A 12,160-nucleotide genomic window follows, 5' to 3' on the forward strand; every position below is an offset into this window, starting at 1 on the left:
CGTATTATTAATACTAATTACATCAAATAATAACTACCTCAAAAGCGAGGTAGTTAAATGTGTTGCGTGGCAATACTAGGCTTTTTTAACTAATTTAGCGTAGTAAAAACCGTCACTTTCACCTGGTAACAGCTGTAAGCCTGGTGTGGTTTTTGTGTCTTCGCTGTGCAGAGGAATATGCTCCACATCGTCGTTATTAGCTAAAAACTTAGCAACTTGTTGTTGGTTTTCTTGAGGAAGTACCGAGCAAGTTGCATACACTAATGTGCCGCCTGGTTTTAACAATGGCCAAATGCTATCGAGTATATCGCCTTGTAGGGTCGATAAGTCGTTAATGTCGGATGCGCGACGTAGCCATTTTATATCTGGATGACGACGAATTACGCCCGTTGCAGAGCAGGGTACATCTAACAAAATACGATCAAACTGATCTTCATCCCACCAAGTGTGAGGTTGCGATGCATCACCACATTGTAAGTCGGCGCCCAAACCAATTCGTTCTAAGTTTTGTTTAACACGTTCTAATCGTGTGGCATCGCTATCAAGCGCGAGCACATCTGCATCGGCAAGCTCTAAAATATGGCAGGTTTTACCACCAGGCGCTGCACAGGCATCAAGTATTGCATCACCATTTTGTGGGTCTAGGTAGCGAGCTGCAAGCTGCGCTGCCGCATCTTGTACTGAACAAGCACCGGTATCAAACTCAGGAAGTGAAAACACATCGCGTGGTTTGCTTAGTTTAATGCCATCAATAAAATCAGGGTTTAGAGTGTGTTCAATATCGTTAGCGGTTAGCATTTCGCTATATTCTTGGGTGCTAAACTGCGATTGATTCACTCGCAGCCACATTGGCGCTTGCTGTTGGTTTGCTTCTAGAATGTCTTCCCAGTGATCTGGATAGGCTTCTTTTACTTGCTTTATAAACCAGTTTGGATGGTTGTATAAACATACCGGAATTTGTTTGGCTTTTTCTTCAAGCTCAACTTGCTGACGTTGAAAGCTTCGTAAAATGGCGTTAATAAGCCCTTTTAAGCCAAGAGCGCGCAATTGTTGTAACGCATTAACCGTTTCGCTAATTGCTGCATGCGGCGGTACACGCATGTGTTGTAGTTGGTAAATGCCCACATACAATAAAAACTGGAAAATACGACGTTTGCCTTTAAGCGGTTGCTCGACTAGATGCTGGCAATAATTTTCTAGGCTAGGTAAGTAACGTAATACTCCGTAGCAAATTTGCTGCAGTAAGGCTTTATCTTTAGGTGATAGGCCTTGGCTAGCGAAAGGAAGTTCTTGATTAAGCGATGCGCCTTTATCAACCACGTTATATAAAGTTTCAGCGGCTAGCGCTCTGACATTGCTTACATTACTCATTATTTTCGCCTAATACAGTGCCGGGTGTGACCCAATCGCTACGACCGTTTAAAAAATCATTAATTGCCATTGGCTTTTTGCCTTGTGGCTGTAATTCGCCAATAGATAAAGCGTGTTTACCACAAGCCACAACGATACCGTTTTTATCACTTGCTAAGACAGTGCCAGCTGCGCCTGATTGTTCAACCACATTTGCTTGGTATATTTTTACCGTATTCCCACTCATTTGGGTAAAGCATACTGGCCATGGGTTAAAGGCACGAATGTTTCGCTCGATTTGCTCGGCATCCATAGACCAATCAATGTTGGCTTCGTCTTTTGAGAGTTTTTTAGCGTAATTGGCATCGGTATCGTTTTGTGGTTCAGGCGTTATTTCCCCGTTGGCTAAACGATTTATGGTATCGATTAATGCATCAGGCCCGAGTTCAGCAAGCTTAGTGTATAAGCTGGCACTGGTTTCAGTATTATCAATAGGGCAGCGGCTAATATGCAGCATATCGCCGGTATCTAGCCCTTCATCCATTTGCATTATCGTTACACCAGTTTGCTGATCGCCTGCCCAAATAGCTCGTTGAATAGGTGCGGCACCACGCCAGCGAGGTAAAATAGAACCATGCACATTTAAACACCCTAAACGCGGGGCATCTAAAATGGCTTTAGGTAAGATTAAACCGTAGGCAACCACAATCATAATATCGGCATTGAGGCTATTTAATTCCTCAAGTGCTTCATCTGTTTTGAGAGATTGCGGCTGAAAAACAGGGAGGTCATGTTCTAGTGCAAGCGCTTTTACTTCACTGGCTTTTAGTTTTTTTCCGCGACCCGCTGGACGATCTGGTTGACTGTAAACGCCCACAATTTGATGTTCACTATTGATGAGTGCTTGCAGATGGCGTGCAGCAAAGTCCGGCGTACCGGCAAATATAATGCGTAATGGTTGTGTCACTGAGTTTCCTAATTATTTACTAAGGTGCTTATTATTGCACTGCAAACTTCGCTTCTTTTTCAAGCTTTTTACGGATGCGTTGGCGCTTTAATGGAGATAAATAATCAATAAATAATTTACCTTGAAGGTGATCAAGCTCATGCTGAATACAAATCGCTAATAATTCGTCGGCATCAAGAATAAACTCTTTACCTTCTTCGTTGAGTGCAGCCACGGTGACGGTTTCTGCGCGATCAACTTTTGCGTACGAGTGAGGAACTGATAAACAGCCTTCTTCGCTCACGGTAGAGCCATCTTTTTTGATAATTTGTGGATTGATAAGTACTAGCGGTTCATCGCGCTCTTCTGATACATCGATCACCACAATACGTTGATGAATATCAACTTGCGTAGCAGCAAGTCCAATACCATTTTCATCGTACATAGTTTCTAGCATATCTTTGACGATTTCACGTACTTGGTCGTCAACAACAGTTACTTCTTTTGCGATTGTACGTAAACGTTCATCTGGAAATCTTAAAACTTCTAACCTAGCCATAGTTACCTTTTACACTTATGCTTAAATTTAGGGTATCGTATGTTTTTATTTTAGCCATTCACGTTCCCCTTTAACAGGTTTTGATTAATAATAATGAAAAAACACTATGAGGAAGCTCAATGAAATCTCCATTCATTGCAATAATACTTGCATTAGGTGCTGCTTTTCCTGTTCTAGCAGATGTACTAACTATAAAAAAAGACGCTCCTAAACAATACGTTGTAAAAAAAGGTGACACGCTTTGGGATATCTCAGCGATATATTTAAACGAGCCGTGGCTTTGGCCTGAGTTATGGCAAATGAACCCGCAAATAGACAACCCTCATCTTATTTACCCGGGCGATGCGTTAGCATTAATTTACGATGCAGACGGTAATCCGCGTTTAGTGATTAATAAAGCGTATAGAAAGCTATCACCTATGGGGCGTATTACACCTAAAGGGAAAGATGCTATCACCACGTTACCGCTTGAGTTGATTAAACCGTATTTGTCGTTTGAACAAGCGATAAACAGCGATACGATAAAAGAAAAACCCTACATTTTGGGTGCAAACGAAAATACCAAAACCCAAACAATCGATCATATTTTATATGTTAAAGGTAACTTAAAGCGCAATCAGGCTTATGCTATTTACCATGAAGGGGCGCCTTACACCGATCCTAAAACAGGTGAAAAGCTAGCGAGTAGAGCATCTTATGTGGGTATGGCTCGCGCTTTTAGAGCTGGTGATGCGGCTAATGGTGAACCTGCCTCAGTCAGAGTTGAATCAGTTAAGCGCGAAATCAAGCAAGGTGATTTTTTATTACCCGCGATGGAAGGACAGATGCTGCCGGTGTATTTTAATATGCATCGTCCTACCCAGCCGTTGCAGGGTCATGTAATTGCCTCTCCCCGTGAAGTGAGAGAATTTAGCACGATGGATGTGGTGGTGCTAAACTTAGGCTCTGAACAACAAGTTGAAGTAGGTCATGTAATTGATATTGAACGTCAATCACCTAAAGTAATTGATGGCGCTCGAGGTCCGCGTTATACAGAAGACTCAAGTCGTTTAGAAAAACTAGTATCCGCTACTAGCGAGTTGTTTGGCTCAGAGAGCGACGAAGATAGCATTACGTGGAAAATGCCAGCAGAAAAAGTTGGTGAAATGATTATTTTTAAAGTGTATGACAAAGTTAGTTATGCGCTGATCACTAAAAATCAGCACCCAATTCGCATTGGAGATTTAGCAGTTATTCATTAAGTAGCGAGTCGGTGTTCTAGGAGGGAACATGGAACAATCGTGTGGCAAGCTCAATCATTGGCTTGCCTTTTACTTATGCAAAGGGCTAGGGATTAAAACGCTCTTAGCCCTGTCTCAACAATACAGCTTAGCATCGCTGTTTTCTTTATCACACGCTGAACTAGTAAACATTGGCTTAACGGCTCACCAAGCTAGCAACTTACTTAACACTAACTGGCAGCAAGTTGCACATTATGAGCAGTTGATCAGCCAACAAAACATTGTTGTTATTAGTATTTTTGATACCACCTACCCAGAACTGCTAAAACAAATAGCCAGTGCGCCACTATTACTTTTTTGTAAAGGGGATATCAGCTTGCTGGCTTCGCCGCAAATAGCCATTGTTGGCAGTCGAAACGCAACGACTACGGGGCTTGAAATTGCTGCTGAGTTTGCGCATCAGCTAACGCTTGCTGGCATAACAGTAACCTCTGGTATGGCGCGTGGCATTGACGGCGCTGCCCATAAAGGGGCATTGTCAGGAAATGGTAAAACCATTGCAGTGCTAGGGACAGGCGTTGATATTTACTATCCTAAACGCCATAAGTTACTCACAGAGCAAGTATTAGCAACAGGCTTATTGGTTAGTGAGTTTTTGCCTGGTACGGCTGCCAATGCGCACAACTTTCCACGGCGCAATCGTATTATTTCAGGGCTCTCTTTAGGCGTTTTAATTGTTGAAGCCGAAATTAAAAGCGGCTCATTAATTACGGTACGTTACGCGCTTGAACAAAATAAAGAAGTTTTTGCGGTACCCGGTTCAATTAAAAATCCGCTTGCACAAGCTAGCCACTTTTTAATTAAGCAAGGTGCTAAGCTGGTTGAGAACGTCGCAGATATCCTTGATGAGATGAACTTTTCATACCCTTCTGGTCTAAACTATAAAGAGTTAACTGATGCTGTAACCTCAGATTGCGAGGTACTTAATAGTATTGGGTTTGAGGTGACCAGTGTGGACGATATTATGCGTCGAGTGCAGTGGCCAATTGATAAAGTACAAGCGCGATTGCTTGATTTAGAGTTAGACGATCAAATTGAGCGAGTATTAGACGGCTATATTAAATTAAGCGCTGGAGGATAATATGTTTGATATTCTTATGTATTTATTTGAAAACTATGTTCACAGCGAAAGCGATGTTTTTGTTGAGCAAAGTAAGCTTACTGATGAGCTACTGCGCGCTGGGTTTAACAAGCCGGAAATAAACAAAGCTATTGACTGGTTAGATCAACTTGCCGCATTACAATATAGTAATGAGTCGCCTTATTTATTAGCCACTGAGCAGCATGCAGTGCGAATCTTTACCGATAGTGAGTGTCGCGTTCTTGATACTGAATGCCGTGGCTTTTTAATGTTTGTTGAACAAACCGGCGTTATTAATAGCACCACTCGTGAAATGGTGATGGATCGTTTGGCGGCGCTTGATAATTCAGCCATTACTTTAGAAGATTTAAAATGGTTAATTTTGATGGTGTTATTTAATGCCCCTGATTCTCAGCAGGCGTATGAGCAAATGGAAGATCTTATTTTTGATGAGCCTAGCGAAGTGTTACATTAACCATTATTGCGTGTTTTATTATTTTCAGCGTTAACAAACCGACTGCCATAGCTTGTATCTTTAAGGGTTTTGGGTATATTAGGCGAAAATTCACCAACCACTAGGATTTACATGAGTAAAATCGATCATTCACTTTTCTCGGCCAATAAACACGCCCTAGAAAAAGAATATGAGATATGCCCGCAATGTGGTTCAGAACTTGTGATTCGTAATAGTAAGTCGGGGCCTTTTTTAGGCTGCGCTAGTTACCCAAAGTGCGATTTTATTCGCCCGCTTGCACATCATGATAGCAATGAAATAAAAGTACTTGAGGACAGCGAGTGTCCAGAGTGCAGCAAGCCGCTAGTGGTGAAAAATGGCCGCTACGGTATGTTTATTGGCTGTACCGGTTACCCTGAATGTCATTATATTGCCAGTGAGCATGACGACACCCCAAGTGAAGAGCCTGTGGTTGGTTGCCCTAAATGTAAAAAAGGGCATTTAGTTTCACGCAGTAATAAGTTTGGTAAAGTATTCTATTCCTGCGACTGTTACCCAAGCTGTAAATATACGCTTAATCATAAACCTGTAGCTCAAGCGTGTCCTGTATGTAACTGGCCAGTTGTTACTGAGAAAAAAGCCGCGAGTGGTGTTGTGTTACAATGCCCACAAAAAAGCTGTATGCATAAGTTTGCTGCCACTGAATAACATAAATATCTCTGGAGACAATTTTGTCTGACCTTTCTTCTTTATCTGCTGCAATAACAAGCTTAGAAAACGGCGATGTTATTTTATACCCAACTGAAGCTGTTTATGGCTTAGGTTGCGATCCTGACAATCAACAGGCGGTGGAACGTTTACTTGATATTAAACAACGCCCAGTTGAAAAAGGGCTTATTTTAATTGCTGACAATTACGGGCAATTATTAAAGTACGTGGATGACGCTAAGTTGCCCATGGACAAACGCGCTGATATTTTTTCAAGTTGGCCTGGTGCTATTACTTGGGTCATGCCTGCTGCTAAAACCACGCCGAAGTGGTTAACAGGGCAATTTGATACTATTGCAGTGAGAGTAACTAACCATCCTACAGTTAAACGTTTATGCCAAGAATTTGGTAAACCATTGGTATCAACAAGTGCAAATTTAACTGGTCAAGCAACGGTAACAAGTATTGTTGAGGCGCAGCAGCAGTTTGCAGATCAGGTTAGTTTTTATGTTGATGAACCATTAGGTGGTAACACACAACCAAGCACCATTAAAGATGCCACGACAGGCAATATATTCAGAGGTTAACTATGCAAAGCGAATTATTAAAACAAGTAAAAGCCTACTTTATGGCTTTGCAAGATACCATTTGCCAAGGCTTAGAAGCAGCAGATGGGAAAGCACAATTTGTTGAAGACAGCTGGCAGCGAGAAGAGGGCGGCGGTGGTCGTACTCGCGTTATCACCAATGGTAATGTGATTGAGCAAGGGGGAGTTAATTACTCTCATGTATTTGGTGCCTCTATGCCGGGCTCTGCCACTGCACATAGACCTGAGCTTGCAGGACGTAGTTTTCATGCGTGTGGTGTATCGTTAGTGATTCACCCTAAAAACCCACATATACCAACAAGCCATGCCAATGTACGTTTTTTTATTGCCGAAAAAGAAGGTGAAGAACCGATTTGGTGGTTTGGTGGTGGTTTTGATTTAACCCCGTTTTACCCTGTACTTGAAGATGTAGTGCATTGGCACCAAGTTGCGCACGATGTGTGTCAGCCATTTGGCGATGATGTTTATCCAAAATATAAAAAATGGTGTGACGAATACTTTTATTTAAAACATCGTGATGAAACCCGCGGCGTAGGCGGCTTATTTTTTGACGATTTAAATGAGTTAGGTTTTGAGCAAAGCTTTGCATTTATGCAATCGGTGGGTAATGGCTTTTTAGATGCTTACGTTCCTATTATTGAACGTCGTAAAAACGATGAGTACACCGAGCAGCAGCGCGACTTCCAATTATACCGCCGTGGTCGTTATGTTGAGTTTAATTTAGTCTGGGACCGTGGCACATTGTTTGGTTTACAAAGCGGTGGCCGTACGGAATCTATTTTAATGTCGATGCCACCTTTAGCCCGTTGGGAGTATAACTATACCCCAGCCGAAGACAGTGCAGAGGCATTACTATATAAAGATTTCTTAAAGCCTCGAGATTGGTTAGCACTGGGCTAAGAATGATATGCCAGTTAATAAGCTACTTATTGACTGGCTTTTAAAATTATTGTTTAAGTTTAAAACTGCGTACCTGCTCATCTAACGAACGAGCTAAATTGAGTAACTCTTCACTGACTTTTTGATTTTCATCGGCATCCACTAATGATTGCTCGGCGTTATCGCTAATACCAACAACACTTATATTTATTTCTTCAGCAGCTTGGTTTTGTTGCTCTGTTGCATCGGCTATTTGTATATTGAGCTCATTTATTTCATTCATTTGCCCTGAAATATCTTTTAAAGCTTGTGCAACTTGCTGTACTTGTTGCGCTCTTTCGTCTGCCTCTGCACAGGACTCCCCCATGGTTTTAACGGTTTGCGCGGCTTCTGACTGCAGCTTATCAATTGTGCGACGTATTTCATCAGTAGAGGCATGAGTTCGAGTTGCTAAAGTACGTACTTCATCAGCAACAACGGCAAAGCCTCGGCCAGCTTCACCAGCACGGGCAGCTTCAATGGCAGCATTAAGCGCTAATAAATTTGTTTGCTCGGCGATACTGCTGATCACCTCAAGTACTTTTCCCACTTCAAGCGTTTGCTCTTGTAGTTGTCTCACTTGATCTGCCGCTTGGCGTACATCTTCTGCTAACTGATTGATACTGAGTTCGGTTTGCTCAGCAACCTGCATGCTTTGTTGTGCTAGTTTATTACTGTTCTCAGATTTTTCTTGAGCAAAATGAGTGGTGTTTCTTACTTCATTGGATGAGCATTCTAGTTCATTAATTGCTGCGGCCACCGAATCGGTACTTTTCTTTTGTTCTAAAATAGCGCGCTCAGTGGTATCGGCCGAGGTATAAATTTTCTCTGCTGAATGAATAAGTACTTTTGAAGAGTGAGATACCTGAGCAATATTATCTTTAAACGTAGCAATCATTTGGTTAAAGCTGGTGGCAAGCCAGCCGAGTTCATCTTCGGCGTTATCTTTAATGCGTAAGGTTAAATCTTTATTGGTAGTGGCTAAGTGCATTGCATGGCCGAGCTTTTTAAGGCGCACTATAAATATTTTTCTAAACACTATACCTAGCAGCACAAAGGCAATAATAAAAATAGTAGAAAGTAGGCTGGTGGTTACTAAGGTGTTGTAAGTTACCTCATTATCAATATCAGCTAAGGAATAACTAATTTTTACCACGCCTAGTACATCGCCTTCTTGCGCTTGGTGGCAGCCTAAACAGTTAGTACCTTTATAATCAGAGCTAGCATACATAGGGCGTAGGTAGGTCATACTGCGGCTATCGGTGTTTTGCTCTATAAATAAGCTTTCTTTACCCTTTAGTGCTTCGCGTTCGTTGTTATTACTTGCTGTTTGGTTTTTATTTCCGGCACCATACAGATTATTAACTATATCGGAGCGAATAATATGAGCATCTTCTATATTAGGGTGTTTGCGTAGCTTTTGGCTCAATAATTCTCGATTAGCCATAGTACCGGTTAGCATCATGGTGTTTATTGAATCAAAATAGTTATCGGCAAGCAGCTTAATGTTTTCTGCCACCGTATCCTGGGCGAGCGTGCGCTGCTGGCTAGCACTACTAAAAATACTGGCTATTAATACAATAACGCCAGTTAGAGCTAATAAAGCATAAATTTTATGTTGGATTGATTTCACACGCGCCACGCTTTTCTAATTATTTGATAGGGTATTATCTATATTTTAGAAAAGCGGATTTTGACTTAGCGCAAATAATCCCCAATTAAAGAATGAGGTAGGTTAATGCTGGTTAATCATATGGCTTGCAAGCTGAGCCAGTGACTGACGTAAGCCCTCGCGTAACACGGGGTTATCAATTTCTATATCTAAGGTTTTATTCATGCAATACATCCACTGATCGCGTAGGTCTTGATCAATAGGGAACGGCATATGGCGTTTACGCAGCATCGGGTGGCCGTGTTTTTCTACAAATAGGCCAGGCCCACCAAGCCAACCGGATAAAAACTCAAAAAATACTTGGCGAATTCTGTCTAATGGTTGAGGATGCATATCATATAACGGTTTAGCGTATTCATCGCTGGCCATTATATCGTAGAATCTATTAGCAATTGCACGCGTGGGGGCTTCTCCACCAATGATTTCATACGGGGTTTTATCTGGCGTAGGTGCTTGTGTAGTTGTAGACGGCTTTGATCTTGAAAAGAGTCTTTTAATCATAATTTTATCATCGTTAATAGGCAGTACTAAAACTGCGAAGAGGTTGTTTAAAATGGACAAATATGCGGTTTTTGGAAATCCAATCAAACATTCAAAATCTCCCATTATTCATCAGCAGTTTGCAAAATCATTGGGAGAGCAAATCGACTATCGCGCAATATTAGCACCTATCGATGGATTTGAAAAAACAGTCGCTGCTTTTTTTGAGCAAGGGGGAAAAGGCGCCAATGTCACTGTTCCTTTCAAAGAGCAGGCTTTTGCTTTAGCCGATGAACTTACCCCAGTTGCTAAACTGGCAGGCGCAGTGAACACCCTTAAAAAGCGCGATGATGGCAGTTTACTCGGTGATAACACTGATGGCACTGGTTTTGTTAACGACTTACTGACCAATAAAATAACGATAACAGGTAAACGCCTGTTGATCATTGGTGCGGGTGGCGCTGCTCGAGGAGTTATCTTACCTTTACTAGAGCAAAATCCCGCAGAGATAGTTATTGTTAATCGCACAGTACACAAAGCCCAAACATTGGCAAAACTCTTCACTGGGCATGGCAATGTTTCGGGGTATGGTTTTGACGACCTTCCTTTTACTGATTACCATTTAGTTATTAACTCAACCTCGAGCAGCATGAATAACGAATTACCTGCGTTAAGCGAAAAGCACTTAAGCACATGTGAAATGGCTTATGATATGTTTTACGCCACGCATAATACGCTATTCATGAATTGGGTCAGCGAACACAATAAAGCAGCTAAGCTATTAGATGGCAGTGGTATGCTAGTAGGGCAAGCCGCACAAGCTTATTATGTATGGCGAAATAAAATGCCTGAGATTGTTCCTGTTATTACTGCACTAAAGCAGGGAGTGCTTAAATGAATCAAGCAATACAGTTTATAGATCGACTCGAATTTAGAGAGCCAACTCATCAATTAGTTTTTTTTGCACAAGTAAATGGCATGCTAGTTGAGTGTGTGATTGCTGTCAGTAGTTTAAATTTAGCCGATGAGAGTCATGCAACGCGTTATTTTGAGCAATACCGTTTTGATTATGAAGAACGTGCCGAGCAGCTTATTGAAGATGAATGCTATAACTCGGCAGGTCAAATAGAAGTGAGTTTAGTTAGTTAAATTAACTAGCGTCTTCAGCTAAGTATTCATCTTTAAGCTGCACGTAATTATCAGCAGACACTTTTAAAAAGCTCAGCTCTTGCTCTGTTAATGGGCGAGCTTGTTTTGCTGGGCTACCTACATATAAAAAACCAGACTCTAAACGCTTATTAGGGGGTACTAAAGCACCGCCACCAATAATTACCTCATCTTCTACAATCACATTATCCATGATAATGGCGCCCATACCCACAAGTATGCGATTACCTAATACGCAGCCATGTAGCATTACCTTATGACCAACGGTTACATCATCACCAATAATAAGTGGGTAGCCGTCTGGATTATTCTTTGTTGCTCTTGATAAGTGTAAAACGCTGCCATCTTGTATATTAGTACGTTGACCAATACGAATATGGTTAACATCACCGCGGGCAGCAACTAACGGCCATACACTGCTATCATCACCTATAGTGATATCACCGACTAATACAGACGACTCGTCTACATAAACAGATTCATTAAACGCAGGAGTGATTCCTTTATAAGAACGTATTGCCATATATGCACCTTTAAATTAAACATATTAAGAGTATTAGTGTAACAGTAGCGCTTATTTTAGTGCCAGCAAAGCCTATGTTGATTATAAAACTACCAGTTTCACCTGCTTTCGCTCAGATACTAACCGAACAGTGTGTTTTTTTAGTTTTTCTTTAAAAAAGTACTTGCGTAAAAATCTGTTCTCCCTATAATGCGACCCCACTGAGACGGGGAACGCCAACGCATAGCGAGGCACGAGCTACTCAGAGAGTTAAATAAAACTTAAGTTTAAATCATCGTAAGAAAGTTTAAAATTAAGTGTTGACTCGAAAAATAAAGGATGTATTATACGCATCCCTGGCGACAACGTCGCAACGTTCTTTAACAATATAAAGCAATCATCTGTGTGGGCACTCGTACAGATTGAGTTCTAACAG

The 12,160-nt window shown here is 41.5% G+C and carries 14 protein-coding genes; 8 read left to right on the forward strand and 6 right to left on the reverse strand.

Annotated features, from left to right (window positions below; translation table 11 throughout):
- Positions 1 to 75: 75 nt before the first annotated feature.
- Genes rsmB through def form a run of 3 tightly spaced genes read right to left on the reverse strand, consistent with a single transcriptional unit; the run spans position 76 to position 2,855 of the window.
- Positions 76 to 1,371 carry a 16S rRNA (cytosine(967)-C(5))-methyltransferase RsmB gene (rsmB, locus tag MTF66_RS34565; RefSeq protein WP_075169469.1) on the reverse strand — a complete coding sequence of 432 codons (1,296 nt, stop codon included), beginning with the start codon at positions 1,369 to 1,371 and terminating at the stop codon, positions 76 to 78.
- A complete protein-coding gene (gene fmt / locus MTF66_RS34570) occupies positions 1,364 to 2,317 on the reverse strand; it encodes a methionyl-tRNA formyltransferase (protein WP_010392748.1) in 954 nt (317 codons plus the stop codon). The genes rsmB and fmt overlap by 8 nt, the downstream gene beginning before the upstream one ends.
- A 31-nt stretch (positions 2,318 to 2,348) precedes the next feature.
- Positions 2,349 to 2,855, reverse strand: a complete 507-nt coding sequence (gene def, locus MTF66_RS34575) for a peptide deformylase (protein ID WP_138623781.1) — start codon at positions 2,853 to 2,855, stop codon at positions 2,349 to 2,351.
- 119 nt (positions 2,856 to 2,974) lie between these two features.
- Here def and MTF66_RS34580 point away from each other — a divergent pair, with 119 nt between their 5' ends.
- The 6 genes from MTF66_RS34580 to hemF all read left to right on the forward strand — a co-directional run bounded on the left by MTF66_RS34580 (position 2,975) and on the right by hemF (position 7,885).
- A complete protein-coding gene (locus tag MTF66_RS34580) occupies positions 2,975 to 4,096 on the forward strand; it encodes a LysM peptidoglycan-binding domain-containing protein (protein WP_054202930.1) in 1,122 nt (373 codons plus the stop codon).
- Positions 4,097 to 4,124: 28 nt separating this feature from the next.
- Complete coding sequence (gene dprA / locus MTF66_RS34585; protein WP_248530022.1) at positions 4,125 to 5,216, forward strand: DNA-processing protein DprA; 1,092 nt, start codon at positions 4,125 to 4,127, stop codon at positions 5,214 to 5,216.
- Position 5,217: 1 nt separating this feature from the next.
- On the forward strand, positions 5,218 to 5,691 hold the full coding sequence (locus MTF66_RS34590) for a DUF494 family protein (RefSeq protein ID WP_010392756.1): 474 nt from the start codon (positions 5,218 to 5,220) through the stop codon (positions 5,689 to 5,691).
- A 111-nt stretch (positions 5,692 to 5,802) separates the two neighbouring features.
- On the forward strand, positions 5,803 to 6,378 hold the full coding sequence (locus tag MTF66_RS34595) for a type I DNA topoisomerase (RefSeq protein WP_138623777.1): 576 nt from the start codon (positions 5,803 to 5,805) through the stop codon (positions 6,376 to 6,378).
- A gap of 23 nt (positions 6,379 to 6,401) precedes the next feature.
- Positions 6,402 to 6,965, forward strand: a complete 564-nt coding sequence (locus MTF66_RS34600) for an L-threonylcarbamoyladenylate synthase (RefSeq protein WP_138623775.1) — start codon at positions 6,402 to 6,404, stop codon at positions 6,963 to 6,965.
- A gap of 2 nt (positions 6,966 to 6,967) precedes the next feature.
- Positions 6,968 to 7,885 carry an oxygen-dependent coproporphyrinogen oxidase gene (gene hemF / locus MTF66_RS34605; protein WP_010392766.1) on the forward strand — a complete coding sequence of 306 codons (918 nt, stop codon included), beginning with the start codon at positions 6,968 to 6,970 and terminating at the stop codon, positions 7,883 to 7,885.
- A gap of 46 nt (positions 7,886 to 7,931) precedes the next feature.
- Here the strand turns inward: hemF and MTF66_RS34610 are convergent, their stop codons facing one another.
- Together MTF66_RS34610 and MTF66_RS34615 are read right to left on the reverse strand one after the other, a co-directional pair.
- The gene (locus MTF66_RS34610) at positions 7,932 to 9,536 is read right to left on the reverse strand and encodes a methyl-accepting chemotaxis protein (protein WP_138623773.1); all 1,605 of its coding nucleotides are present in this window, start codon (positions 9,534 to 9,536) and stop codon (positions 7,932 to 7,934) included.
- 102 nt (positions 9,537 to 9,638) lie between these two features.
- Entirely contained in the window at positions 9,639 to 10,076 is a 438-nt protein-coding gene (locus MTF66_RS34615; protein ID WP_138623771.1) for a group II truncated hemoglobin, read from the reverse strand.
- Between the two features lie 52 nt (positions 10,077 to 10,128).
- On the opposite strand from MTF66_RS34615, the gene aroE reads away from it, so the two are divergent.
- Both aroE and MTF66_RS34625 read left to right on the forward strand, forming a co-directional pair.
- Positions 10,129 to 10,953: a shikimate dehydrogenase gene (gene aroE / locus MTF66_RS34620; RefSeq protein ID WP_075169463.1), complete on the forward strand. Its 825-nt coding sequence runs from the start codon at positions 10,129 to 10,131 to the stop codon at positions 10,951 to 10,953.
- Positions 10,950 to 11,204, forward strand: a complete 255-nt coding sequence (locus tag MTF66_RS34625; RefSeq protein WP_008467093.1) for a DUF1488 domain-containing protein — start codon at positions 10,950 to 10,952, stop codon at positions 11,202 to 11,204. The genes aroE and MTF66_RS34625 overlap by 4 nt, the downstream gene beginning before the upstream one ends.
- A 1-nt stretch (position 11,205) precedes the next feature.
- On the opposite strand, the gene MTF66_RS34630 is transcribed toward MTF66_RS34625, so the two are convergent.
- Entirely contained in the window at positions 11,206 to 11,745 is a 540-nt protein-coding gene (locus MTF66_RS34630) for a gamma carbonic anhydrase family protein (RefSeq protein ID WP_010392775.1), read from the reverse strand.
- Between the last annotated feature and the right edge of the window lie 415 nt (positions 11,746 to 12,160).

It is taken from the genome of Pseudoalteromonas sp. 2CM39R (genome assembly GCF_023161845.1).